General features: G+C 61.2%; 20 protein-coding genes and 2 pseudogenes. 3 read left to right on the top strand and 19 right to left on the bottom strand.

All coding sequences use genetic code 11. The annotated features are described in order from the left end of the window. Positions 1–140 precede the first annotated feature (140 nt). From EOB59_RS36445 to nanR, 10 genes and pseudogenes are all read right to left on the bottom strand, one after another. Positions 141–230, bottom strand: a pseudogene (locus tag EOB59_RS36445) (SAM-dependent methyltransferase); the annotation flags it as partial. Positions 231–257: 27 nt separating this feature from the next. Further along, positions 258–2234 carry a hypothetical protein gene (locus EOB59_RS18950; RefSeq protein WP_128288982.1) on the bottom strand — a complete coding sequence of 659 codons (1977 nt, stop codon included), beginning with the start codon at positions 2232–2234 and terminating at the stop codon, positions 258–260. Next, positions 2231–3325, bottom strand: coding sequence for a sn-glycerol-3-phosphate ABC transporter ATP-binding protein UgpC (gene ugpC / locus EOB59_RS18945; protein ID WP_127807858.1), 1095 nt, complete (start codon positions 3323–3325; stop codon positions 2231–2233). The genes EOB59_RS18950 and ugpC overlap by 4 nt, the downstream gene beginning before the upstream one ends. Before the next feature lie 12 nt (positions 3326–3337). Continuing rightward, entirely contained in the window at positions 3338–4144 is an 807-nt protein-coding gene (locus tag EOB59_RS18940) for a carbohydrate ABC transporter permease (RefSeq protein ID WP_245481795.1), read from the bottom strand. 41 nt (positions 4145–4185) lie between these two features. Beyond that, positions 4186–5127: a sugar ABC transporter permease gene (locus EOB59_RS18935; protein WP_127380542.1), complete on the bottom strand. Its 942-nt coding sequence runs from the start codon at positions 5125–5127 to the stop codon at positions 4186–4188. An 88-nt stretch (positions 5128–5215) separates the two neighbouring features. After that, positions 5216–6871, bottom strand: a complete 1656-nt coding sequence (locus EOB59_RS18930) for an extracellular solute-binding protein (RefSeq protein ID WP_127807859.1) — start codon at positions 6869–6871, stop codon at positions 5216–5218. Positions 6872–6989: 118 nt separating this feature from the next. Next, positions 6990–8042 carry an NAD(P)-dependent oxidoreductase gene (locus EOB59_RS18925; protein ID WP_128288981.1) on the bottom strand — a complete coding sequence of 351 codons (1053 nt, stop codon included), beginning with the start codon at positions 8040–8042 and terminating at the stop codon, positions 6990–6992. Positions 8043–8055: 13 nt separating this feature from the next. Continuing rightward, positions 8056–8832, bottom strand: coding sequence for an aldolase/citrate lyase family protein (locus EOB59_RS18920; protein WP_127807861.1), 777 nt, complete (start codon positions 8830–8832; stop codon positions 8056–8058). A 50-nt stretch (positions 8833–8882) separates the two neighbouring features. Then, the gene (locus tag EOB59_RS18915) at positions 8883–9176 is read right to left on the bottom strand and encodes a putative quinol monooxygenase (protein ID WP_245482698.1); all 294 of its coding nucleotides are present in this window, start codon (positions 9174–9176) and stop codon (positions 8883–8885) included. Positions 9177–9187: 11 nt separating this feature from the next. Beyond that, a complete protein-coding gene (gene nanR / locus EOB59_RS18910) occupies positions 9188–9895 on the bottom strand; it encodes a transcriptional regulator NanR (RefSeq protein ID WP_127807863.1) in 708 nt (235 codons plus the stop codon). A gap of 223 nt (positions 9896–10118) precedes the next feature. On the opposite strand from nanR, the gene EOB59_RS36440 reads away from it, so the two are divergent. Next, entirely contained in the window at positions 10119–10610 is a 492-nt protein-coding gene (locus EOB59_RS36440) for a 3-keto-5-aminohexanoate cleavage protein (RefSeq protein WP_245486671.1), read from the top strand. 173 nt (positions 10611–10783) lie between these two features. Here the strand turns inward: EOB59_RS36440 and dhaL (EOB59_RS18900) are convergent, their stop codons facing one another. The 8 genes from dhaL (EOB59_RS18900) to EOB59_RS18865 form a co-directional block, all read right to left on the bottom strand. Further along, positions 10784–11437: a dihydroxyacetone kinase subunit DhaL gene (gene dhaL, locus EOB59_RS18900; RefSeq protein ID WP_128288980.1), complete on the bottom strand. Its 654-nt coding sequence runs from the start codon at positions 11435–11437 to the stop codon at positions 10784–10786. A 61-nt stretch (positions 11438–11498) separates the two neighbouring features. Next, on the bottom strand, positions 11499–13595 hold the full coding sequence (locus EOB59_RS18895) for a bifunctional sugar-binding transcriptional regulator/dihydroxyacetone kinase subunit DhaK (protein ID WP_128288979.1): 2097 nt from the start codon (positions 13593–13595) through the stop codon (positions 11499–11501). Positions 13596–13782: 187 nt separating this feature from the next. Continuing rightward, positions 13783–14445, bottom strand: coding sequence for a dihydroxyacetone kinase subunit DhaL (dhaL, locus tag EOB59_RS18890; RefSeq protein WP_128288978.1), 663 nt, complete (start codon positions 14443–14445; stop codon positions 13783–13785). A gap of 11 nt (positions 14446–14456) precedes the next feature. Next, positions 14457–15449 carry a dihydroxyacetone kinase subunit DhaK gene (locus tag EOB59_RS18885; RefSeq protein ID WP_128288977.1) on the bottom strand — a complete coding sequence of 331 codons (993 nt, stop codon included), beginning with the start codon at positions 15447–15449 and terminating at the stop codon, positions 14457–14459. Positions 15450–15471: 22 nt separating this feature from the next. Then, positions 15472–16242: an SDR family oxidoreductase gene (locus tag EOB59_RS18880; RefSeq protein ID WP_128288976.1), complete on the bottom strand. Its 771-nt coding sequence runs from the start codon at positions 16240–16242 to the stop codon at positions 15472–15474. Positions 16243–16301: 59 nt separating this feature from the next. Then, entirely contained in the window at positions 16302–17288 is a 987-nt protein-coding gene (locus EOB59_RS18875) for a substrate-binding domain-containing protein (RefSeq protein WP_128288975.1), read from the bottom strand. A 136-nt stretch (positions 17289–17424) separates the two neighbouring features. After that, positions 17425–18429, bottom strand: coding sequence for an ABC transporter permease (locus EOB59_RS18870; protein ID WP_128288974.1), 1005 nt, complete (start codon positions 18427–18429; stop codon positions 17425–17427). Between the two features lie 40 nt (positions 18430–18469). Continuing rightward, positions 18470–19948, bottom strand: a complete 1479-nt coding sequence (locus EOB59_RS18865) for a sugar ABC transporter ATP-binding protein (protein WP_128288973.1) — start codon at positions 19946–19948, stop codon at positions 18470–18472. A 251-nt stretch (positions 19949–20199) separates the two neighbouring features. On the opposite strand from EOB59_RS18865, the pseudogene EOB59_RS37320 reads away from it, so the two are divergent. Further along, positions 20200–20274: pseudogene (locus tag EOB59_RS37320) on the top strand (ribose-5-phosphate isomerase); the annotation flags it as partial. 497 nt (positions 20275–20771) lie between these two features. After that, a complete protein-coding gene (locus EOB59_RS18855) occupies positions 20772–22652 on the top strand; it encodes an adenylate/guanylate cyclase domain-containing protein (protein ID WP_128288992.1) in 1881 nt (626 codons plus the stop codon). A gap of 482 nt (positions 22653–23134) precedes the next feature. Here the strand turns inward: EOB59_RS18855 and EOB59_RS18850 are convergent, their stop codons facing one another. After that, complete coding sequence (locus tag EOB59_RS18850) at positions 23135–24901, bottom strand: adenylate/guanylate cyclase domain-containing protein (RefSeq protein ID WP_128288972.1); 1767 nt, start codon at positions 24899–24901, stop codon at positions 23135–23137. Between the last annotated feature and the right edge of the window lie 316 nt (positions 24902–25217).

Below are 25217 nucleotides of genomic sequence, written 5' to 3'. Positions count from 1 at the left end.
CCACGGCCGGTCGACCGGTTCTTCCACAAGCGATCCCATAATTCCGGAGTGGTAAACCCGTGAAATGGCCAGATAATTCCAGACGTACCAGTCTGCATGTTATGCTACTTTTGTTTTTAGCAGCTATTTAGTAATGTGGATCAGCGCCCTTCCGGACTTTCCAGTATAGTCTTCAGCGAAACCTTGGCCGAGCCCGGCTTCAGCGGTTTTTGCTGCGAAGCGTCGGGCGATCAACGCCTCAATCCACCTACGCGGGGCTAAGTCGCAGACGAACCGTGCAGATCGACCCGCGCCACGGCGTAGGCGTCCAGAATTAATTGCTCATCCAACTGTCGTCCGAACCCTCCCATGAAGTTCGGATCGGCGGCCGCCCGCTCGAAATGGTCGGCAGAAAGAAGACAAATGCGCGCGCCGACCGGCATACCCGAAAGCCGCACGGATTGCCTCTTGGCAGTAAGGTTAGAAAGCCAAAGCGTCGTGCTCCCGTCTTTTTCGGCGGCGATCGCCGCGATGCTGTCAATTCCGGAAGTTCCCACCGACAGCAGACTGGCGCCACCGAGCTTTGATAGGCCTGCCATGATATGGAAAGCGGGATACACCATTGGGCCATCCTGTTGGTCGAACCACGGCTGCGCGAAATTGCCTCTCCTGTAGACGAAACCAAATGGGCCGGTGAAGTCACCGAAGGCGACGGCTTCGATGCCCTCGCGAGCGCAGGCCGCGAAATAGCCGACGATCCAGGCCGCATTGAACAGCCCGCGCTGGCGAGGATCGATGCGGGTGAGGCAGACGCGACCGTTCGCTTCGTTCTGCGCCGTGGAGGCTCCGTAAGGGTTCTCGCGGCAGCCGAGTTGACTGGGGCCCACACGCAGCGGCAAGCGTTCGCCCATGAAGGCACGGGCAGAGCGGATCAGATGGGGAATGACTTCAAGCGTCTCCATCACCGACACATCGTCTGCAGCGTGCACGCTTGGACAGGTGGTGAAGGTCGCGTAGTCGAGCGCCTCTCCTGGCGGGCGCTTGCGATTGAGCTCGGTGAAGTACGCGGCCATGCCGCCGCCCAGCGTTACACCCGGGAAAGCCCGGCGCGCCGCGGAGTAGTTTTCGTGGAAGCTTGGCATCGCCGGCCATGTTGCTCCCGGCTGTACCGATTTCATGTCCTGCGCCGGAAAGACGCAGACAGCCTCTGGAGCGAGGCCGAGGCGACGGACAGCGTCCGCGACCGGCTTCAACTCGCCGAACGGATCCAGCGTTCCCCTGGTTATGATCTCCAGTACGACGCTTGCCCCGATCAACCGGGTCAGCGCTGCGTAGCGTTCAAGTTCATCGTGACCGTGGCCGAGACGGAGATCGACCTGGCAGACCATCCACTGCGGAGCCAATTGCCGAATTAGATCGGAGGTTTCAAGGGCGTGCCTGGCTTCCCCGGCGGCGACGCCGACGCCAATGCGAGGCACTCGGCCGGCCGGTCCGCCAATTGTCACGTTGATCGGTGGGTTGGGGTTTTCAGACGTCCCCCTACAAAGCGTCCCCGACACATGAAGCCGGACGGCCTGCGTGAATTTCTCACCCTTGGGCAGTCTGTATGGCCACGGGCGACGCAGGGGACGAACATAGGTCTTATAGGAGGCATCAGACCAGTTGCGTTGGTCCTCCATCTCAAAGGCATCACCATCCATGGTGCAGGTGGCCCAGATCCCAGGCGCGATCTCATGCGACAACGCGCGCACGTCAGTGAACGGACATTCAGGATCAATAACGTCTGGAAAAAGCGAAAGCCTTTCGAGACCATCCTGATGCAGCACCCTCACCGGCTTGCCGGCCAAAGCCGCGATCGGATGCAGCACGACGAAGCCGGTCCGGTTGGTCAAAAGGTCGGTCTCGGGCTCTGCTTCTGCCACAAACGACAGTGCGCCATCGCTACTGCCCGAGATCCGGGCCCGGTAAACCAGGCGGCCCGATGTTGCGGCACATGTTCCACGGTATTCAATGGCGAACGCATCCGGCCTCTCGTCGATCCGCAGATCATCGAGAACGGGGGTACATGTTCCCCAGTTTTCGTCCCGTACAAGGAACGAGATTCCGCGCAAAACCTCGATCGTCCCAATGCGGATGTAACGCAACGCCCCATTGTCGAACGCGAGCGACAGGGAGCCGGCGCGCAGTGTGCGCAGCGGTTCCTCGAGCTGTTCGGTGCCACACAAGCGGACTGCCAGAGAAGCTGTCGAGGTCAAAGTGCCCGCTCCGTCGTGGCGTCGAAGATCGATGCCCGTTTCATGTTGATGTCGATCGCCAGCTTTTCCCCAGGACGGCTGACGTCGTGCGCCTGCAACTCCGCCATCACCGGCGCACCCGCAAGTCGGAATGTCGCGTAGCTGCGCGAGCCGGTCGGCTGCAGCAGGTCGATTGTTGCCTCATAGCGAAACGTGCCCTGCGCCGGCGTGGCAGCGTGCGCACGAGTGAGGTGCTCCGGTCTCAACCCGAGCAGCACCTTCTGTCCGTCTGCGACGCCCTGCAGCCCCCTGCCGGGCGCTAAAGGCAGCAGTGCGTCCGCGAGCCGGATGGCGGCGGTGCTTCCCTCCAAGGCAAGGGTCCCTGGCAGGAAGCTCATCCGCGGCGAACCCAGGAACCCAGCGACGAAGGTCGAGGCCGGGCGCTCGAACAACTCGAGTGGCGCGCCCTGCTGCTCTATCAGCCCGTCGCGCATCAGCACGATGCGATCAGCCAACGTCATTGCTTCGATCTGGTCATGGGTGACGTAGATCATCGTTGTGGCAATGTCCTGGTGAAGGCGTTTGATCTCGCCGCGCATTTCGTCGCGAAGCTGTGCGTCGAGATTGGACAGCGGCTCGTCGAACAAAAAGATGCGGGGGTTGCGGACTATGGCGCGGCCGATGGCGACGCGCTGGCGCTGGCCACCGGACAGTTGGCGCGGAAAACGCCCCAGCAAGGGAGTGATGCCAAGCATGCGCGCCGCCTCGGCAACGCGCATCTCCACCTCTGGCTTCGGCATCTTGCGAGCCTTGAGGCCGAAGCCAATGTTCTTGGCCACGCTCATATGCGGATAGAGCGCATAATCTTGGAACACCATTGCCACGTCGCGGTCGCGCGGCCTGAAATCATTGACCACCTCGCCGCCGATCTCGATCGTGCCTTGTGAACTCTCCTCCAGTCCGGCGATGGTCCTCAACAGGGTGCTCTTGCCGCAGCCGGACGGACCAACCAGAACGGTGAACTCGCCGTCGCGGATGTGGAGGTCAATACCGCGCACCGCATGGAAGGCGCCGTAGCGCTTGTGCAAGCCGGTGATTCTGACTTCGGCCATGCCTAACTTTCCCTATCCGCGAACGGCGCCGAGCGTCAGCCCGCGCACGAGATGTCGTTGAGCAAGCACTCCAAGGGCGATCGACGGCACGAGGGAGACGATGGCAAGGGCCGCGGCTTCACCATATTGTGCGCCCTGGAAGCCGATGAAGGCGCGGAAGACCGTTGGCAGCGTGAAGGCAGTTCGGCTTGTCAAAATCAGCGCGAAGAAGAACTCGGTCCAGCAGGCAATAAAGGCGAAGACAGCCGCCGCGACGATGCCGGGCGCGGCCAGCGGCACGGCAACGCGCCAGAAAGCCTCCCATCGCGTGCAGCCATCGACGAGGGCCGCCTCCTCCATCGACCTCGGCATGCCGCGGAAATAGGCGAACATCATCCAAACGGACACCGGCAGCGTGAAGACCGTGTAGGCTATGATCAGCCCGATATGGGTGTCGTATAGCCCGACGCCGCGGTAGATCAGGAATACCGGTAGGACGATGCCGATAGGTGGCAGGAAGCGCTGCGACAGCACCCAGAAGGACAGATGCCGGCCACCCGTGTTGTAGCGCGCCAGACTATAGGCCATCAGCGTGCCGAACAGTGCCGAAAGCACCGTGGCCGAAAGCGAAATAATCAGGCTGTTGATAAGCCCGTCGAGACCGCGATAGGTGAACAGCGCGGCTTCGTAGTGGACAAGCGTCGGCTCCGCGGGGAACCAGACAGGCGGTACGGTGAGGTAGTCGTCGCTGGGCTTGATTGAGGTGTTGAACATCCAGTAGAGCGGCCACAGCACGAACACCAGGAAGAACCCCAAAAGCAGGATTCGCCCGATCGGCAACGACCGGCGTTTCCTGCGGCGGGCGGGCGCTACGGCGGCCATCAGACCGGATCGACCTTCAAGAGCCGGCGTACCAGCAACGCCACGATGAGCGCCGTAAAAATCAGGAACAGCCAACTTCCGGCCGTTGCCTGCGACAGATGAAACTGCGTGAAGCCGACGGTATAGAGATAATAGGAGGCCGTGTACGTTTGTGTTCCTGGGCCGCCGCCTGTCATGATGAATATGGTATCGAACATACGGATGGCGTCGAGCAGACGGAAAGTCAGCGCCAGCAGCATCATCGGCCCCAGATGGGGGAGCGTGATCGCCCAGAAGACCTGCCAGGCGTTGACACCGTCGAGTTCTGCCGCCTCATAGAGATTGGGAGGAATTGCGGTCAGGCCAGCGAGCAGGATGACGAACATGAATGGCGTCCACTGCCAGACATCGGCGATGATGAGCGAGACATAGAGCCATGGGCGCTCGGTCATCCAGCCGATCGTAACCTCCTGCCCCAGCAATTGCGTCAGGATATAGTTGGTCGGTCCGAAAGGCCGCTGCAAAAGCAGCGTCCAGGCCTGGCCGACGATGACTGGGCTGATGAACAGCGGCACGATCAGGATCGACATGATCACGCCGCGGCCCGGAAAGCTGCGCACCATTGTCAGCGCCACCAGGAGACCGAGCACGAATTCGATAGCGACGCTGATGCCCGACAGCCATGCCGTCAGCAACAGTGACCAACGTGCCACGGGATCGAACACGACCCGCTCGAAGTTCTTCAATCCGACAAATGCGTGGCCCGGCACCTGGAAGTCGTAGTTGATGAAGGATACGACCAGCGAGAACAGGAGCGGATAGATCGACAGCGCCAATATCAGCAGCACCGCGGGCGCGACCAGCAGCCACTTGAAATGGCGGTCGGCCCATTGGGCGAACGCAGATAGCCGGGGCGGTGCGCCGGCGGCCTTCAAGCGGTGAATCGTAGCGGTGGGCTGCATCGGTGTATCCAAAAGGCTGCTTAGCGGTTCGGCGAGGGGTTGCGAGCCAAGCGCCCGCAACACCAATTGCTCCAGGCTCTGCCTCCCCTCAGAGGGTGACCGCCATGCCAAGTTTTTCCACCGTGTTGTCGGCGGTGGCGCCAGGCAGTTTCAGGAACTCGGTGTAGAAACCTTTCTGCGAATCTACACCCAGTCGGTCGGTCGTCTCGTTCCACTCGGCCGCCGCCGTTTCCAGCGACGCCTTCGGATCCGCACCAGCCCACACCGCCGTGCACATACGGTCGATGCTCAAGAAGTAGTCCTGCGCGCCTGGCATGATCGGGTCGAGCAGACCAACATTTGCCGAGTTGTTGAGATTGGCAAGGTACTCCTTGGCACTTGGGAAGAGCGCGCCGTAGAGTTCGGACTTGAAGTGCGAGATGCGGTACGGGTCTCGTAGCGCATAGGGCAGCATGCAACGCGCCAGCGAGACCGGTGGCGAGCATATCCATTGCATGAACAGATACGCCGCCTCGGGGTTGGGCGAGTCCGCCGACAGCGCCTTGTTGTAGCCGGTGGCATGTTCCGGATTGCCCGGAACGACGGCATAGCCGACCTTGCCAGCGATCTGGGACTGGGGGATGAAGTTGATCGCCGTGGCGGACTGCGAGTAATTCGCCGCCATGCGGCCGCTGGGAGGCCAGGAATAGATCATCGCGACTTTGCCGGTCAGGAAGGCCGCCCACAGGGAGACGGCGTCGAGCTCGTTGTTGCCGGGGATCGAGGCCTTGTTCGCCGCGAGCATGTTGGTCAGCGTCTTGACGCCGGCGTCCGAAACTAGGCCCGCCTTCATGTCGTCGCCGAACAGTTTGCCGCCATTGGCGCGGTACTGCTGCAGGAAGTCGAACTGGTTGCCGGGGCTGCCCGCCTTGCGGAAGTGTCCCGCGCCATAGACCTTTGGCGCCATCTGGTCGGTGATGAACTGGGCAATCTGGGCATATTCCTCCCAGGTCTTCGGCGGTCCAAGCTTGGCGTTGAACTTTGCTTGGTAGGCCTCCATCATCTTCGGATCCTCGAAAATGTCCTTGCGGTAGTAGAGAGCGAACATGTCGCCGTCGTCGAAGAACCCCCAGATCTTGCCCTTATAGGTTGGCAGCGCCTTGTACAGAGGGTGATAGTCCTCGAGGTCTGCCGGGTTCATGTATTTGGCGATGTAGTCGTCGAGAGGTGCGATGACGCCGCCATCGGCAAGCGATGGTGTCCAGGCCGGCGAGACGTCGAGGACGTCATAGGCACCTGAGCCGGCGATGTGCTCGGCGACCGCCTTGGAGTACTGGTCCGGGTTCGACAGTTCGACGACATTCGACTTCATCCCCGTAAGCTGCTCCCACATCGGCCCACTGAAATTGCGCGGATCGAGTGCCTGCAGGCCAGCCTCGTAGGTCATGTTGAGGGTGACGCCCGAATGCGCCTTGGCGGCCTCCACCGCGCGAAAGGCGGAACCGTCCGCCGGGCCTTCCTTCGATGCTTTCAGGGCTGCAGCCTGCGCTTGGCCGAGCGGCGAGGTGGCGTCCGCCAGTTCCAGCGTCTGCTGCGCCACCGCCCAATCGGTCATCATCCCCAGCATCGGGCCAGACGCAGCCAACATGCCGGTCATCTGACCGAAGCGGGTTATGAAAGTTCGGCGGGTAGTTTCGCCGCGCATGAAGGCGTCGACCTCTGCTTCGAGACCTGCCTGAAAGTCACGTTTGTCACGATCGTTCATAGTGCTTGGTCCTCCCGTTTCCATTTGCCTCACTCGTCCGCGGGCGCGGCGGTCGAGCATTCCTCCCGTAAAGTCGCCGCAAGGGGGCCGCGGCGGCGCACCAAAAATCAGCGTCCTCCTAGGTTCCGAAGCGGGCCGCGAGCCCCGACAGCCTGGTCTTCCACAGCTCGCTCGAAAGCACCTCGCGATTGACCACGCCGCGCGGCTCGCGACCGTGCTGCACCTGAATCACCGCCTTGACGTCGGCGGCACCGTTGCCGGCAAAGCACTGGTCGGTCCAGCAAAGCGCGTGCGGCGCCAGGATGACATTGTCGAGTTTAAGGATCGCATCGCCTGCATCGGGAGGCTCCTGCTCGAGCACGTCGAGACCGGCACCGGCGATGCGGCGCTCCTGCAGCGCTTGCGTCAGCGCTTTCTGGTCGACGATCGGGCCGCGCGCCGTGTTGATCAGGTAAGCTGTCGGCTTCATCAGGGCGATCCGCTCAGCATTGACGATGTGGTGGGTCTGCGGCGACAGCGGGCAACTCACCGACAGCACGTCGGCGCGGCGAAACAGGTCCTCCAGCCCGACCAGTTCGACGCCCAGGTCGGCAGCAACCCTCTTGTCAGCGAACGGGTCATGGGCAATGAATTGCATGTCAAAGGGCCTCGCCAAGCGGAAGACCTCGGCGCCGATGTTGCCGATGCCCAGCGACCCAAGCGTACGCCCGACGAGCCCGACGCCCATATGTTCCGAGCGCTCCTGGAAGCCATGAGGTCCCTTGCGGGTGAGCGCGTCCTTTGTCAGCAATTTGCCGGTCAGTGCCAGCATGAAGGTGATGACGGATACGGCGACGGGCCGTCGCACGCCATCGGGCGTGATGACCAAGGCAATGCCGGCGGCGGTGCAGGCCTCAACATCGACAGTGTCGTAGCCGACCCCGAAGCGGGCAACGACGGCCAGGCGGCCGCTCCTAGGCACACTCGTGGAATCGAAGCGATGGGCGAGAAGGATCAGCGCATCGAAATCCTCAAGTTGGTCGGCGCGAAGCGGACTGTTCGATTCCAGGAACACCATCTCGACGCCCGCCGCATTGCGCAGCGGCTCCAGATCGAAATCTGGATAGGTCGGCGAGCCGTCCGGCTTACGGAAATCACCCGAAAGGGCCACCCTGAATTTCACGCTGTCCATCGTCTCCTCCGCTCTATTGGCACCCGGCCCGGATTTTGGAAACCGCGTCAGCCATCGCGTCGTGCAAGACCCAAACGTCGCCCGAATAACAAATGAAATCGAAGCCTTGTGCGTAGAAGTCGTGTCCCTGCGCGACGTTGGGCACCAGGCGTCCAAGCGATTTGTTGTGCTTCTTGGCGGCTGCAACGATTTTGGCCATTGCAGCGGTGAAAGTGGGGTGGGCGAAGTCGCCCGGAATGCCGAGCGAGACGGACAGATCGAAATGTCCGACCCACAGACAATCGACCCCGTCCAGTCCCGCGATGCCGTCGATGTTCTTGACGCCGTCCGCGGTCTCGATCAGGCAGATGAACGTCGAGCGCTTGTTGGCGGCCTCGAATTTGTTAGCGACCGAACCCGGACGGTAGCGGTCGTGAGCGATCTGCAGCGCCACGCCGCGGGCGCCGGCAGGATGGTATTTCATGGATTTGATGATGTGTTGCGCCTGTTCGACCGAACTCACCATCGGTGCGATCAGCCCTTCAGCACCCATGTCCATCGCGCGGGCAAGGAAATGGTAGTCCTGCGACGGCACGCGCACCATAACCGGCAGATCGGCTGCCTCGAAATAGCGGATCGCGCTCTTCAGCGTTTCCAAGCTGAATCCCGAATGCTCCATGTCGAAAAAGACGAAATCGCAACCAGCGGACTTCAGGATGTGACCAATTCCCGGCGTGGCGAATTCGGCGACAAGCGTCCCGAGCTTGACCCGCCTGTGAGAGGCTAACGCCTTGAGACTTGGCTCTGACATGCACTACCCTCCCCTTCGCCCACAAGGGGCGCATTGCCCTTACGCGTTCTTCAAGACGAAGCTTCGAGAACAAGGTCGCAGATGGTCACCAGCTTGGTGTCGACGAGCGGCGCGCTCTGCGAATTGAATTCGTCGAAATGAACCGTACGGCAGTGGTGCTCGAATGCCGCTTCGCTGTCGTAAATCTCGTAGAGCAGGACCCGGTCAGGCTCGTCGCGCGCCTGCGTCACATCAAAGCGACGGCAACCGGTTTCGCTGCGAATCGACGCGGTCGCATTGGCGTCGACAAGCTCGCGGAATCTGCCCCGGGCACCCGGCTTGAGGCGGAAATCGACCCAGACCACGAAGCCCCTCATCACTTGGCACCTGCAATTTCCAGATAGCGCCTGGACACATATTCCAGATGCCTGCGCATAGCCGCTTCGGAGGCGTCTGGATCGCGCGCTGCGACGGCGTCAAAGATTTCGCGATGAGCCTCATAGGCCTTGCGGTCTTCACCTTTGGCCAAAGTCGTGCGCCGCTGTTCGAGCAGCCATTCGGCCAACGCCGCGTGGATAGCTGTGAAGATTCGATTGCGGGTGATCACCGCCAGCACGTAGTGGAAGTCGACGTCGGTGCGCTCGAAGCGCGTCAGGTCCCCGATCGACTGCCGGTTGATTTCGAGCGCCTCCTCGAGGCTTTCGATATCCTCTGGCGTGGCATTGATGGCGGCGTTGCGGGCAAGCCCGACTTCGAAAAACAAACGCGCGCTCTGGAAGTCATGAATCCCGCCCGGCGCCGAAATCATGTGCCGCGCCGGCCCCGAGAGGGCGTCGATCACGAATTGGGGAGTTGGCCGAGTGACGCGGGCGCGCTCGCCGGATTTCACCTCGACAAGGCCCATCTTGCTCAGATGCAGCAGGGCCTCGCGGATTGAAGGGCGCCCAACCCCGAACTGCCGCATCAGTTCCCGTTCGGATGGGAGCCGGTCGGCTTCGGCCAGCTCTCCCTTGCGGATCAGCCTCTCTAGATGCGCGGCAACCTCGTCCGAGAGCTTCCGCTGTTTGATCAGAACTCCGATCATGTGGCATACCTGTTATACCAGTCAGATACGCTATGGCCCCAGAGCGCCTCTGTCAACGAGGCTTCTGCGCGGAGAACGGCACGCGTCTCGAAATCGAGTGCTACCACATCGGCAATTTCTACACTCGCCATCCGTCGAGCGGGCCTGGTCAACGCACCGTTCTTCGTACAGAGCGTGTTCGGCACACAGTGGCATCGGCACTCATCCCGAGGACGTGGCGCATATGAAGCGCACCGCCGACCCGCCGGTTCGAACAGGATTGCCATTGGTCGGGGCTGGGCGCCGGTCGCAGCCGCTGCGATCGCCACCCCAGGCGATCGCGCCGGGCGGCAATGTGCGCGTTGGGCTGGAGGACTGGCTGAGGATCGGCAAGGGCCAATTGGCGAAATCCACCGCCGAGTGGCTGATCTTGAGGCTGAAGGGCAGCGACAAGACCGCATCAGGTTTCGAGAAAGCCTATGGCACGGTCCGAGTTATTCATGGCGTGTCGGTCGACATTGGATCAGGTGAATTCGTCATCCTGGTCGCCCGGCTGCGGCGAGTCGACTTTGTACAGATGATTGCCGGACTTGAAGATATCAGCGCCGGCGAGATCGCGCTCGAAGGCAGGGGCATTAACGACGCTGCGGCGAAGTCGCGCGATCTCGCCATGCTGTTCCAGAACTATGTCGCTCTGCCCGCACATGACGCCCGAGAACGTGGGCCTTCGCGCTGAGGTTGAAGAACACTGACAAAAGCAAGATCGGCGAAGTGGTGCTTGGCCACATTTGAGTGGCTTTGACACAATGCTCATCTGGGTGGCGACGTTCTACTGATGCTTCGCTCACGGACATCCAAATTTCCGAAGTGGGGCGGAGCCCGAGCTTCCCCTGGATTTGGCAGCCCTCGCTACTTCGCACCGTCTCCGCAAAAGGTGTCTTTCATCGCGCGCAGGATGATGACGGCCGAGGCCGCTCCCGGGTCCATGTGCCCTAGGGATCGCTCCCCCAGCCGGGCCGCCCGTCCGCGCGCAGCGACCATGGATCGTGTCGAATTTGCACCGGCTTCCGCAGCCTGCAAGATGCTGTTCCACATCTCCCGGCTTCCGGCAGCGCGGGCACATGCATTGACGGCTGCTTCTGTTGCGGGAATCCAGGCATCCAGCATGGTCTTGTCGCCGCGCTGCCCTTTGCCGCGCTCTTTGATGCCGGTCGTGATGGCTTCGATGATGGCGGCCTGGCCGGCGGCTGAAAGCCGTTCATCCTGTTTCAGGGCCTGTGCCGCTCTTCGAAACGCCGTCGCATAAAGCGGCCCCGTGGAGGCGCCGACGGCATCGAGAAAGGCCGATGCGGCAGCGGAGAAGATTTCCGACGCAAGCATGTGGTCGAGGTCGAGCTTGGCCAGCTCCGCGTTGACCGCCAGGAAGCCGAGTGACATGGTGATGCCATGGTCTGCGTCGCCGATTGCGCCATCCAGATCCGAGAGGTGATCCTTCCCCGCCTCGATCGCAATGGAGATGCGATAGAACATCCTGCTCAGGCGTCGCGCCGCATTGTCCGCCATCGTGTTCCTCCCAGTTCAAGCAGGATGCGGCCCATCGTATCGGCGCATGCTTCTAAGAATCTCAGCCGACCCGCAGGACAGCCGTATCGCAAGGATGATGCAACATTTCCGTCAACTCGTTGTCGAGGTGCAAGATCGTTATCGACGCACCGACCATGTCGAGCGATGTGCAATAATGCCCGACCCAGTTCGCCTCTATGGTGATGTCCTTGGCGCTCAATCGCTGCGCGACACGCCTGAATAGGATATAAAGTTCCATCAGCGGCGTGGCACCGAATGAATTGATCAGCACGGCGACACGGTCGCCCGCTGCCGGCCTCATTTCCGAAAAGATGCGGTCCATGATCCGGTCCGTGATCGCGTCGGCGCTCATCATCCTATCGCGGATGACACCAGGCTCGCCGTGGATGCCCATGCCGATCTCGATGTCGTCGGGACCGATCTCGAAATTGTGGCGACGGGTCTGCGGCATGGAGCAAGGCTCCAGCGCGACGCCCATGGTGAATGTTCGTGCATTGGCCTTGCGCGTCACGGCCTCGCATTTATCGAGCGACAAGCCACGGTCGCAGGCGGCACCGGCGATCTTGAAGATGAAGAAGTTGCCGGCAACGCCACGGCGGCCCTCCCTGTCCTCGATCGGGGACGAGGCGATGTCGTCTGTCGTCACCACCGTGCGAACCTCGATGTTTTTTTCCGCCGCTATCTCGGCCGCCATTTCGAAATTCATCACGTCGCCGGCATAGTTGCCGTAGACGAAGAGCACGCCTTGCCCGCCCGACGCGGCACTGGCGCACTGGAAGATCGTGCCGGGAGGCGGTGACGAAAAGATGTTGCCGACGGCCACGGCATCGGCGAGCCCCTTTCCGACATAGCCGAGAAAGCAGGGCTCATGCCCCGTGCCGCCGCCGATCACCAGCCCCACCTTCCCAGGCCTCGGCCCCGCACGGGCAACGAGAGCACGATGCGAACCCTTTATCGGCTCGATGTAAGCGGCGTGGGCCTTCACCACGCCGTCAAGCATTTCCTCAACGACATCGTCGGGATCGTTGAGGAACTTCTTGACATGGGTGCGGAAGTTGCTGGGCAAAGCCACGGCGTTGTCGAGCCTTGGACGTTGCGAGAGCTTCTGGTCGAGCTCCGTCACGCCGTCGGCATTCAGAATGCCGCGGCCCGTGGCAGCGTCGGTGATGAGCACGTTGACGTAGCCGCCGCGCAGCGCGGCAAGGATCGCCGGCACCTTGTCGAAACCGCCGGCGACCGCGATGCGCAAACCAATGGCCTTCAGCCTGTCGAGCGATATACCGATCGTGCGGTCGTCGAGCGGGCCGGCCACCGGATTGCCCTGTCCGTCGATGAAGCGGCCGGCAACGACCCCCACGGCATCCTTGGCGAGGTACTGTTGAAGTGAAACCGATTCAAAGAAGCCGCTGGTGTGGATCGTCGAATTGGGGCGCAGGGAAGAGATGCCGAAAAGCGCCTTGTTGGCTTTGGCAAGCGCCTCGAACTGGCTTTCGATCAGCGTCTCGCGCAACAGCATGTCGCGGACCTCGGACGTCGAAACAACTGCTGGTGCGGTGATGTTGATCAGCTTCCCGCCCACGGCGCCGGCGATGGCGGCCGCGCAGAGTTCCGGCGTGTAGGCAAAACTCGCACGCGTGCCCCCCGTTGCCTGGACGATGGTGACGTCCTGGAGGCCGGGCACAGAGGCCTGCTCCCCGATTGTCAATACGGTCCTCCCCCAGGCAACGGCAAGCGTGTCCCCGGATTTCAAAAGCTTGGCAAGGGCCTGCGCCGCGGCCCCGCCGAGCCGATCGATCAGCGGACGGGTATTGTCGTCGCTTGGCACGACCAGACAATCGTGCAACCCGAAATGGCGCTTGAGTTCCTGGGCGATGGAGAGCGAGCTCAGCCGTGACGGCTCGAGGGAAATGTTGACGATCCCGCGGGCGCGGGCATCGGCCAGATAACTGTTCACCGTCGCCCGCGAAATGCCCATGATCTCGGCGATATCGCCCTGCGTCATACGATCTTCGTAGTAGAGCCAACAGGCCCAGACATAGGGATCGTCACCATAGCGTAGCGGGATGGGCTCAGTGCCTGCCTCGGCTCCCGCCCGCGCCGTCCCGTTCTTGCGCGCCAATGGTGCCTTGACGGTCATGCTGCCTGGTATCCCCGAATCCGAAATCGATCGCCAAGATGAGCGCAAACGGGCGAACTCTCAATATTGCTCCGATCGGCCATTGGAGCCTGTTCCATCTCGTATGAAATTTGGGATCCTGCTCTAGCTGAGCTCCCGGCTGGAAGATCAGCCGGGAGCCATTGCTCGGGAGGAGCATACCCGTAATTCAGTGGCTCGCTGCGGCAGACAGCTGCAGTTTCTGCTTGGCACCGAGCGCCAGGGCTTTCAGGATCAGCGCGCAGGATGTGGCGCCGGCATCAACGACGCCGAGCGAGCGTGCACCCAGGCGGCTGGCCCGTCCGATCCTTGCCACAAGGTCCTTCGTGCCATCGCGGCCCTTTTCGGCCGCGACAACCAGGGCATCCAGCGCTTCCGGGAATGGCTTTCCATCGGCGTTGGCGTTGTCGAAGGCGTCTATCGCCGGGACGAGCGTATCGAGAAGCGTCTTGTCGCCAACCTTGGCCGACCCGATGGCCTGGATGCCGCCGAGACCATTGGTGAGCATGGTGCTGAAAGTCTTCGCATCGATCGACGATGACTTTTCGATGGTTTCGGCGAATTGCGTGAACATGACGCCATAGAGCGGACCCATGGAACCACCGATTTCGGTCATAAGCACGGTTCCCAGCGTATCGAAGGCCGTGGACAGCGACATGTCGGTGCCCCTGATCCTCTCCGCGGCCATGCCGAAGCCCTTAGCCATGTTGACGCCGTGGTCGCCGTCACCGATCTTGCCGTCAATCTCGCTCAGATAGGCTCGGTTTTCGATGATCCGGTCGGCCAGCGAAAGAACGATATCGCCAGCGGAAGCGTTGTCAAAGTGCTGCATTCGTCCGTCTCCTAGAACCCTGCGGGACAATCGACATCCACATCCAGCAGCCTTTTCAATTCGGGGTCGAGCGCCATGACCGTGAGTGTGGCGCCGACCATCTCCAGCGAGGTGAAATAGTTGCCGATATAGGTCTGGCGGATGCTCAGCCCGCGTCCGGTGATCTCCTGTTCGATGGTGTCGTTGAGGATGTAGAGCTCGTTGACCGGCGTTGCGCCGAGGCCGGACACGAGGACCGCGACTTCCGTTCCGGCTGCGAGATCATGATCGTCGAGGACGATCTTGACCATCTCCCGCGCGATCTCGGCCGCGGGCTGCAGCGGTTCGACCCGCACACCCGGTTCACCGTGATGACCGATGCCGACCTCCATGGTGCCCGGCTCGATCGAGAAGTTGGGGTGCCCCACGGCGGGCAGCGTACAAGGGCCAAGGCCAACACCAATCGAGCGGCAGTTGTCGATCGCCCTTTGCGCCACTGCCTGCACGTCCGCGAGATCGGCACCTTCCGCGGCCTTGGCGCCGGCGCACTTCCACATGAAGATCTCGCCGGCAACGCCTCGGCGCTTGTCGCGCTCGTCCGGTCCCGCCGAACACACATCGTCGTTGGCAACGACGGTTGCGATCTCGATGCCTTCCTTGGCGGCGAGCTTAATGGCCATCTTCACATTCATGTTGTCGCCGGCATAGTTGCCATAGAGACAGACGACACCCTTGCCGCCATCCGCCTCCCGCGCGGCGTCGAAGAAGCTCTTTGCAGTCGGTGACGAAAACAGCTCGCCGACCGCGACCGCATCCAGCATGTTGCGTCCTGTGTAGCCGATGAAGGCGGGCTCGTGGCCGGAGCCGCCGCCGGTGATCACACCGACCTTGCCGCTGACTGGCGCATGACGGGCGACGATGACACGAGGATTGACGCCAAGCCTGACGATATCGGCATGTGCCTTGACGAAGCCCTTAACCGTATCCTCGACGACCTCGTCTGGATTGTTGATAAACCGCTGCATTGTTGCTCCAATCTTGCGCCGCTCAGATTATGGTGTAGCCGCCGTCGACCAGAAGGTCGGCGCCGTTGATCATGTCCGCGCCGTTCGATGCCAGGAACACCGCCGCCGCGGCGATTTCCTCCGGGAAGGCAAAGCGGCCGGTCGGAATGCGCTGCTTCAGCGCCTCGCCGCGCGGCCCGTCCCAGGCCTTTCTGCCAAGGTCTGTCAGCACCACTGTCGGCGAAATCGTATTGACCGTGATGCCGTGCTTGCCCCATTCGGCGGCAAGCGTCTTGGACAGGCCGATGACACCGAATTTGGAAGCGCAGTAGGCGACGTGCTGGTCGATCGCGACGGTGCCGGCCTGCGACGCCATGTTGATGATCTTGCCGCCTTTGCCGGCCTTGATCAGGACGCGTCCTGCGGCCTGGGACACAAGGAACGTTCCCTTGAGATTGATGGCGATGGTCTTGTCCCAGGCATCGAGGCTGAGCTCTTCGGCGGGAGCAAGCATGGCGATGCCGGCGCTGTTGACGACGATGTCTATGTGACCGAAAGCGGCTTGCGCCGCAGCAAAAACAGCCTCCACGGATTGCGGATCGGACACATCGCAGACGAAGGACTTCGCGCCGTTGCCGAGTTCGTCGGCCTTCGATCTCGCAACAGATTCATTGATATCGATCACGCCGACGGCAGCGCCCTTCACGGCAAATGCCGATGCAATGGCACTTCCGATGCCGGAGGCGCCGCCGGTGATCAGAGCGACTTTGCCACCAAGTGAAAAATTGAGATCAACCTGTATTGAATCGGTCATGGTTCTCTTCCCGGCCTGTTGGAAAGTGGGGTGTGCCAGAGGCACACCCCACGGCTGAATCACTTGCGCGTCGCAAGCAGCTTGTCGACGTTTTCGGCCGTTACCGGCGTCCACGGCACATTGTAGATCTTCTCCTTGCCGTCCTTCCACGGCATGTCCTTGTAGGTTTCCCAAATGTCGGACTGGGGCTTGTAGTCACCCTTCTTTGCATTGAAAATGGCAAGATCGAGCGCCCCTTGTGCCTGGGCACGCGCGTCCTGAAGGATCGACGTCATCTCGCCGTTCTTGACGGCGTGGAGCGCGTCGGTGATGCCGTCAATGCCGGCAATGGAGAAGCTCTTCACGTCAAGGCCGGCAGCCTTGATCGCCTCGATGGCGCCGAGAGCCATTTCGTCATTCTGGCCAATCACGCCATTGATCTGCTTGGGGTGAGCGGTGAGCCAGTTTTCCATCAGCGTCTGGGCTTCAGCGCGCGACCAGTTCGCCGTTTGATCTTCGAGGATCTTGACGTCCGGGCACTCGGCAAGCGCCTTCTTGTTGCCCTCGAGACGAGAAATCTGTGCGGACTGACCGACCGGCCCCTCGAGAATGACGACGTTGCCCTTGCAGCCGATCTTGTCGAGCACGGTCTTGGCTTCCATGTAGCCCGAGATCGTATCGTCGGAGCCGACATAGGAGGCCAAGAGATCGGAATTGACGCGGGTGTTGGAGCCGATGACCGGGATGCCTGCGTCGGCGGCCGTCTGTACGGCGGCCGCGCCCGCATCGACGTCAATCGGCGCGAAGATGATCGCATCGTATTTCTGTGTGACCATCGTCTTGAACTGGTCTTGCTGGACCAGGGCATCATATTTGCCGTCGAAGACTGTTAGTTCGACTTCACCGCTCTTGACGGCAGGGTGTTCCTGAAGCGCCGCCGCCCAGATCTGCATGAACTCCGCATTCAACCCGTAAGGTGCTGCGCCGATCTTGATCTTCTCCTGCGCTATGGCCGACGAGGCCAGCAGCGCGGTCGCGGATGCGAGCGCTATCATCAATAATTTCATTTCGTACCTCCACTTTAAGTGAGCGACCGACATGGTTCGCCTATCAACGGACACGCGGTGTGCAGGTCCGATCCCGGAAGGGCCTTCTCGTCTGAGCTTAAGACCCAAAACCGGGTCCCAATTTCGGCCCGAAACGCTAAGCCCCGTAGTTTCTCTTCTGATCGAGCATCACGGCGCCCACGATCAGGGCGCCCTTGAGAACTTGCTGGTAGTAGGATTGGATACCCATCAGATCGAGGCCGTTGTTCATGACGCCGATGATCAGCGCGCCAATCAGCGTGCCGGTCACCCGGCCCACTCCTCCTGAAAGACTGGTTCCCCCGATCACCACCGCAGCGATAGCATCCAGTTCATAGGCGATGCCGGCCTGGGGCAGCGCGGAGCCGGTGCGGGCGCTGAGCAGCATCCCGGCGAGACCGGCAAGACCGCCGGAGACGACGTAGACGACGAACTGTATGCGGGTCACGTTGATGCCCGAGGTCCTGGCGGCATGAGGGTTGCCGCCGACGGCATAGATGTAACGGCCGAAACGGGTCCGGTTGAGGATCCACCAGGAAACGGCAAATACCACAGCCAGAATGACGACCGGGGCCGGAATGCCAAGGATGCTGCCTGTGCCGATCCAGCGAAACGCCGGCGTCAGCGCGGGAACGGGTCGACCTCCGCCATAGATCAGGGTCAGTCCGCGCGCCGCTGACAGCATCCCCAGCGTCGCCACGAAGGCCGGCACCGAAAACCGCGACACGATCACACCCGAAACGGCCCCGCAGGCAACACCCACCAAAAGGCCGATGCCGAGGCCGAACACGACTGGATAGGGCGAACCGGAAATCCCGGCGGTCGCGGATGTGGTCACGAAACTCGCGCTGATGAGACCGGCAAGCGCAACGACGGAGCCGACCGAGAGGTCGATGCCGCGGGTCAGGATGACGAAAGTCATGCCGATCGCCAGCACACCATTGATCGAGGTCTGCAGCAGCACGTTCGAGATGTTGCCCGCCGTTAAAAAGAACTCGTTGGAGACCGACAGAACCGCAGCCAGGATCAGGAAGGCAAGGAAGATGCCGTATTCCTGAATCAGCAGCTGGCGCTGCTCCGAACCAAGCCAGCTTCTAGCGTTCTTGTTGTTTCCAGCCGACATCCCTGACTCCTCTGCTGCCGGACGGACACCCTGTCCCTGTTCACGTCGATAGGTGGACGAGTGATTGGGCATTCGTTTCCTCCCGGCTATAGATCCCGGCGCTCCTGCCGGCCCGCATCACCATGATCCGGTCCGACATGCCGAGAACTTCGTCGATCTCCGACGAGATCATCACGACCGTGCCGCCGGAGGCGGCGAAGTCACTGATGATCCGATAGATTTCACGCTTGGCTCCAACATCAACACCGCGAGTCGGCTCGTCCAAAAGCAGAACCTTCGGGTTGCGAAGGAACCATTTTGCCAGCACCACCTTCTGCTGGTTGCCGCCCGAAAGGCCCGAAACTGGCATCGTGTCGCGCGCAGCCTTGATCTGGAATTTTCCCCGCATGGCGCGGCTCGCTTGCGCCTCACGCGCCCGATTCATAGCGAAGGCGGGACTCATTTCCGGCAGGCTTGCCATGCAGATGTTGGCGCGCACGGAATCGGAGAGATTGAGGCCGGTCAGCTTGCGGTCCTCCGTGACCAGGGCAAGCCCATGCGCCATGGCATCCGCCGGCTTGGAAATGGTGACCTCGGTGCCGTCGAGCCTGATGCTTCCCGCCGAGGGCTTGTCGAGCCCGAAAAGGCAATTGAGGATCTCCGTCCGTCCGGCCCCCATCAGACCATAAATGCCGAAGATCTCGCCTTTTCGTACGGAGAAGGAAATATCGGCGACCTTGTTCGGGCAGGTGAGCGCGATCACCTCGAGGACGGTCTCCAAAGTGGGCGTGTTGGTCTTGATGTATTCCTCGGACAGTTCGCGGCCGACGATCATGCGGATCAGGTTGTGCCGGTCAGTGTCCGCAAGCGCCCCGCCGCCGACATAGGCGCCATCCCGAAAGACAGTGTAGGAGTCGGCGATCTGAAAGATCTCCGATAGCCGGTGAGAAACGTAGACGATGCCGCGGCCCTGTGCCTTCAGACGGCGGATCGCGGCAAAGAGGTGCTGCGCCTCGCGTTCGCCGATCGCTGATGTCGGCTCATCCATGAAGATGACCTCGGCGTCGTGACTGAGCGCCTTGGCGATCTCGACGAGCTGCATCTGCGCGACGGAGAGGTTCATCATGTATTGCGTGGCTCGGATATCGAATTCGAGATCGTCCAGCAACTTTTGCGCGGACCGGTTCATCGCGCGGAAATCGATGCCTCCGAACCGCGCGGAAGGCTCGCGGCCAAGATAGATGTTCTCCGCAACCGTCATGTGAGGGACAGGGCTGAGTTCCTGTTCGATGATGGCAATGCCCGAGGCCAATGCGTCGGACGGGCTTGCGAATTCCACGTCCTTGCCGCGGCGGCGGATTGTGCCGGCATCACGCTTGTAGATGCCCATCAGTATCTTGAGAAAGGTCGACTTGCCCGCGCCGTTGCCGCCGCAGAGTGCGTGAACTGTGCCAGCGCGAAGTTGAAAGCGGCCATCGCGCAAGGCTGCGACGCCACCAAAGGACTTCCTCAGCCCTTCCACTTCGAGCAGAAATTCCAATTTCTTTCTCCTCCCACGGATGCTCGACCCCTCCCTGGCGCGAGCCGATCGACAGAAGAATTGCTACTCCCTGTCGATTTTTACAATAGTCGATTAGCGTTCGACAAATGTCAATTTGGAGGTGAATTTATCTTAGTTGCTCGGGCGTGGACCGTGGTTCGAATTCCCAATGAATGCCTAGCCCAGAAAGCCAAGCCCCGTCTCGCACCGGCGCCATGGCGCGGAGGGACACCAAACGAGGGAGGGAGCCTATGAAAATTACTACCCGCGCCGACAGGGCGGGAAAGCCGCTTCTGGACGTGATTGCAGCGCATCTGGCCGCAAGACCGCATCACGCGGACGGATCTCATTGAGCCAGTTTTGCCGAGGTGTTGCAGAGGGCCGCGCAATGGCGTTGATAGCGATTGACTATCAGAGAGGGGCAAGGGGAAGGCTTCAGAAGGGCAAACACACTGGCGTCTATAGAGGCGTTAGCCTGCTTGGAGAACGCCAGAGCATCGAAGGCCGAACTAAGCCTAAGAATAGCCCTCGCCTGCCCCGCCTATTCTCGCAAGCCGCTCTCGCCGCATCGGCGAATACCGGTCGGAATACCAATGAACGACAGGATTGGGGCCAAGACCGGACGGTCCGCTCCCCGATCGGAACTGCGGTAAGCTGCCGAGCAATGGATTTCAAACTGACCCACTACCCGTAGCCCATTCGCCTTGCGGTTTGAGTCGAGACCTGAAAGGATCGAAGCGAGCCAGATGCGAGAGCACACCTTTGGCTGTGGGAGCACACCAGCGTGGTGACCACTCGACCGGAGCGGCGCTTGGCGGCCATTATGGCCGCCGACATCGTCGGTTACTCGCGCCTCATGGAGGCCGACGAGGCGGCGACGCTCGGAGCGATCAAGGCGCTCCGGGCGGAGGTGATCGATCCACTACTCAACGAGCATAAGGGACGCGTCGTCAAGCTCATGGGCGATGGCGCCCTGGTTGAGTTCCACTCCGTCGTCGATGCCGTTGCTTGCGCCGTGGCCATTCAGACCAGCGTCGCCGCGCATCAGATCGAGGCACCTGCCGAGCGTCGCGTAGTATTTCGTATCGGCATCAATCTCGGCGACGTGGTGGTCGAAGGCGATGATCTCTTCGGCGACGGCGTGAACGTGGCGGCGCGCCTTGAGCAGCTTTGCCCGCCGGGCGGCGTTCTCATCTCGGGCACCGCCTACGATCACATGAAGGGCAAGCTCAGCCTGCCAATCGACTTTGCCGGCGCTCAAAAGGTCAAGAATATCGCCGAGCCGGTTCGCACCTACAGCGTCAGAATGCAAGGGGCAATGCGTGGGTGGAGACTGCACACTCGCCTCATCCGGCGCTTTCTGCCAATGGCGGCTGCATCCCTTGCTTTGATTGCGTTTGCGGCTGCTGGAGCTTGGTGGTGGCTCCGGCCGGTTGATACTGCCATCGGCAAGCCGTCCATTGCGGTTCTGCCTTTCAGCAATTATGGCGGCGACGAGGCCACGGGGCGCCTCGCCGACGGACTCACCGAGGACATCATCACCGACCTCGCGCGTTTCCCCGAGTTCGAGGTCGTCGCCCGCAATTCCACCGAAGCTTACAAAGGTAAGCCGGTGGACGTCCGCCAGATAGCCGCAGCGCTATACGTCGGATATGTGCTCGAAGGCTCTATCCAGCGCCAGGGTAGCCGCGTGCGGATCAATGCGCAGCTGATCGAGGCGGCCTCAGGCAAGCATCTGTGGTCGGAGCGCTGGGACCGGCCGGATGAAGACGTGTTCGCCATCCAAACCGAGATTTCCGAGCAGGTCACCAACCGGCTCGGCGGCGGCGAAGGGCTGATCCAGGGCGCAGGGCGGGCCGCAGCCAAACGCAAGCGGCCGGAAAACCTGAACGCCTACGAATTCTATCTGCTCGGCACCGAGAAGCTTGCGCAGATTAATAAGGCCGATATCGAGGAGGCCATTCGCTTGCTCACCCGCGCCGTCGAACTGGACCCCGGCCTCGCCCGCGCCTGGGTCGAGCTTTATCATTCGCATAGTCTTTTGGCGAGCTTCGGCGTCAGCCCTGAGAGCGAGCGGAACGCAGCTGTCGAAGCGGCCGAGCGCGCCGTCAGACTTGATCCGAGCGACGCCGAGGCGCACGCCGCGCTCGGCATGAGTTTTGGCGAAAGGGGCGACCTGGCTCGCGCGAAGGTCGAGTTGGACACCGCCTTGCGTATGGCTCCGAGTTCAGCTGAAATCCTGACCTTCTATATCGGCTGGGCGCCAACCTTCGGGGAATCCCAACGCGGCGTGGAACTGGTCGACCAGGTGATCCGACTCGATCCGAACTACCCATTGTGGGCCACAAACTTCTTCTCCTATGCCTATTTCATGGCCGGCCGCTATGAAGATGCGCTGAAGATGCAGGCGCGCATGACACCGGAAACCTACAACCTCTCCAAGTGGTCGATCCGGTGCGGTTCATTGGCCGCACTTGGCCGAACGGAAGACGCGCAAGCCTGTGTCGCAGAGGCGCTCAAACGCTTCCCCGACCTGACCATCGAAGCCATGGCCAACGAGCCAGGCTTCAGCGAAGCCGAGCACCTGCGCTTCATCGAGACCATGCACAAGGCCGGCTTCCCGGCCTGTGCGAGCCCCGAGGCGTTGGCGAAATTCGCCAAGCCTCAGCGATTGCCGGAATGCAGGAAAGGGACCGCAAACTAGTTTGGGTCGCAGGGTCGGCATGCCGCAGCATAGGGTCTGTCATATGGTTGCGGATAAGCTTTTCGGCCCGGAGCCAGTGCGCTCGTCGAGCCTCGCTGCACACGGGCTGCCTGCGTCCGCCCCGCAGACTGTGGCGCGAGCGCAGCCGGGGATCGGGACGTGTGGCGCGGCGCTGCAACGTCTCGACCGGGGGCGACGTCGGCTGCAATTTCTGCTTAGGAACCCAGGCATGATTCGTTGGAATACCGCCATGTGGCGCAAAGCTGTCCGGCAGATTTGGGACGGCTAGCGGAATGGTAGCGCTCAGGCCCGCAAGAAACAGGTGGGCTTCCCTCCTGTGCTTCAGCAAGGAGGGCCGTATTTCCTGGCGGAGACTACGATCTAGCCCCCGGACGGGAACATGCCATAGGTCACGGCGAACTTACATGCCAGGCGCCCGGCGGCCCCTAACCAGCACCCCTTTCCAGCTTGCTGCCAACGCGCTATTCCCGCAAACCCGCCAGACGCCAGCCATCAACTAACGGCTGCGCATCACTCGGGCTCTTGAAGGGTGAGTTCGCCACCAAATCACCGACCTTCCAATTTGGATTGCCCGCCAGAAATAGGCGGGCTTCCTCCTGTGCCTCAGGAACGCGACCGGCGAGGGCAAGCGCGGGAATCAGGTGCTCCCTCGAACCCGTCCCGTACGTTTCCTCCCGGCTCAAGGATGCAACTGCTTCTTCGTAGTGACCGGCGGAAATCTGCGCCATGCCCATGATCCAGAAATACCAACCGGGTGGACGAGGATTTATACGGAGCGCCGCTCCACAAGCTGTCAGCGCTGCTTGCGGATCGCCTAAGTAGATTTGCAGTTCACCCATCCATGCAACCGCATCTGCATTGTTGGGATTAAGCCGAACGGCAGCATCGAATTGGGATTTTGCTTCATCCCAGTTGCGCTCATAAAGCTGAACGCAGCCTAGGATTCTGCGAGCATGGGAATCGTCGGGATCGATTTCCACAGCCCGTTTCGCGTGCACCAGAGCCTTTGCGCGGCTGGGTTCCCGTGGCTCGCCCCAGATAATCCAGCCAAATAGCAGTGAGATGGCAAGATTGCTATGCCCCTCGCAGTAGTTTGGATCGATCTGAACGGCACGTTCCAGGTCGGCACACGCCTCACGATTGTCTGATCTGGAATTGTTGCACTTGCCTCGCGACCTAACACAAAGATCATATGCTTCGAGATTTGACGGTCGGGAACGGACAACAAGTTTCTTTCCACCAAGCTTGCCAGAAATCGCTTCAACAACACGTCGCGTGACCTCGTCCTGAAGGTCGAAGATGTCGGCGATTTCGCGGTCGAAGCGCTCGGCCCAAACGTGATTGCCGCCTTCTTCCGCATTGATAAGCTGCACATTGACGCGCACCCGCCTGTTGGATCGCCGGGCGCTGCCCTCGAGAACATATTTCACCCCAAGATCGCGAGCTATCTGACGGACGTCGGCGGGCTTGCCTTTATAGGCAAAGGTGGAGTTGCGGGCGATCACGAAGAAGCCGGACACATTCGACAAATCGGTGATGATGTCCTCCGTTAGCCCATCGGTGAAAAATTCCTGTTCGGAATCGCCACTCATGTTGATGAAGGGCAGCACAGCAATTGAAGGCCTGTCGGGCGGTGCGAGCGGCTGCGACAGCTTCTCTAGAACAAGGGGCGCAGTTGGAGCCGCAGGCTTTGCCTTAGTTGGGATGCCGATCTGCAGCGAATAAACCCGGATCGGGTGGGCAATGTTCTTGAGTTGCACCTGACCGCGATCGTTGATCGCGATATCGAACCTCGACTTAACCTGCCAATAGGCTTGTTCGGAAAGACAGATATTGCCAGGTTCGCAGATTCCTTCCAGGCGGGCGGCGATATTAACCCCATCGCCCATAAGGTCGCCATCGCGTTCTTGCACGACGTCGCCCAGGTGAATGCCTATCCGGAACTCGATGCGACGATCATCCGGCACCCCCGCATTGCGCTCGACCATGGCATTCTGCACTTCGATCGCGCAGCGCACTGCTTCTACCACGCTGCTGAACTCGACGAGGCTCCCGTCGCCTGTGCGCTTGACGACGCGACCACGATGAACAGCAATGGTGGGGTCTATGAGATCGCTGCGCAGAGCCCGCAGCCGTGCCAGGATGCGATCCTCGTCCGCGCCCGCTAGCCGACTATAGCCGACTACATCCGAGACCAGGATCGCTGCTATTTTGCGGGTCTCACTCATGTCGTGCTCCCTCCGTCCAGTCTGGCACTACTGCCGAGCCAAAGGAAGATAGCTCCGAGCCATTGGTCGGATGGTCCGTGTAGGATCGACACCAGTCGTTTGAGATGGATGTCGGGCGCACAACTTGCCTGTGGCCTGCAAATAGCGATGTCCGCTTTTGATGGATGGACGGCGTCGTTGGAATGACTGGCATTGGGCGCAAAGCAGTCATGCCGCCCTCGCGTAGGAGACTCTGATAGGTGACAAGCAAAACAGCTGCCCCCTACGACTCGTCCCTCTCATCGCGCAAATTAGACACAACGCGGCGGTTCTGCGA

It is taken from the genome of Mesorhizobium sp. M7A.F.Ca.MR.176.00.0.0 (assembly GCF_004023165.1).
Classification (GTDB): domain Bacteria; phylum Pseudomonadota; class Alphaproteobacteria; order Rhizobiales; family Rhizobiaceae; genus Mesorhizobium.
The sequence above is the reverse complement of the archived record's forward strand: the minus strand, read 5'-3'. Positions and strand labels throughout refer to the sequence as shown.

Coding starts and splice junctions, on each gene's coding strand:
- EOB59_RS18870 (WP_128288974.1), bottom strand. CDS start 18,429: ATGTCGGCTGGAAACAACAAGAACGCTAGAAGCTGGCTTGGTTCGGAG.
- dhaL (WP_128288980.1), bottom strand. CDS start 11,437: ATGGCGGACAATGCGGCGCGACGCCTGAGCAGGATGTTCTATCGCATC.
- EOB59_RS18885 (WP_128288977.1), bottom strand. CDS start 15,449: ATGCAGCGGTTTATCAACAATCCAGACGAGGTCGTCGAGGATACGGTT.
- EOB59_RS18925 (WP_128288981.1), bottom strand. CDS start 8,042: ATGGACAGCGTGAAATTCAGGGTGGCCCTTTCGGGTGATTTCCGTAAG.
- EOB59_RS18855 (WP_128288992.1), top strand. CDS start 20,772: ATGGCCGCCGACATCGTCGGTTACTCGCGCCTCATGGAGGCCGACGAG.
- nanR (WP_127807863.1), bottom strand. CDS start 9,895: ATGATCGGAGTTCTGATCAAACAGCGGAAGCTCTCGGACGAGGTTGCC.
- EOB59_RS18875 (WP_128288975.1), bottom strand. CDS start 17,288: ATGAAATTATTGATGATAGCGCTCGCATCCGCGACCGCGCTGCTGGCC.
- EOB59_RS18850 (WP_128288972.1), bottom strand. CDS start 24,901: ATGAGTGAGACCCGCAAAATAGCAGCGATCCTGGTCTCGGATGTAGTC.
- EOB59_RS18935 (WP_127380542.1), bottom strand. CDS start 5,127: ATGCAGCCCACCGCTACGATTCACCGCTTGAAGGCCGCCGGCGCACCG.
- EOB59_RS18880 (WP_128288976.1), bottom strand. CDS start 16,242: ATGACCGATTCAATACAGGTTGATCTCAATTTTTCACTTGGTGGCAAA.
- EOB59_RS18895 (WP_128288979.1), bottom strand. CDS start 13,595: ATGACCGTCAAGGCACCATTGGCGCGCAAGAACGGGACGGCGCGGGCG.
- EOB59_RS18930 (WP_127807859.1), bottom strand. CDS start 6,871: ATGAACGATCGTGACAAACGTGACTTTCAGGCAGGTCTCGAAGCAGAG.
- dhaL (WP_128288978.1), bottom strand. CDS start 14,445: ATGCAGCACTTTGACAACGCTTCCGCTGGCGATATCGTTCTTTCGCTG.
- EOB59_RS36440 (WP_245486671.1), top strand. CDS start 10,119: ATGAAGCGCACCGCCGACCCGCCGGTTCGAACAGGATTGCCATTGGTC.
- EOB59_RS18920 (WP_127807861.1), bottom strand. CDS start 8,832: ATGTCAGAGCCAAGTCTCAAGGCGTTAGCCTCTCACAGGCGGGTCAAG.
- ugpC (WP_127807858.1), bottom strand. CDS start 3,325: ATGGCCGAAGTCAGAATCACCGGCTTGCACAAGCGCTACGGCGCCTTC.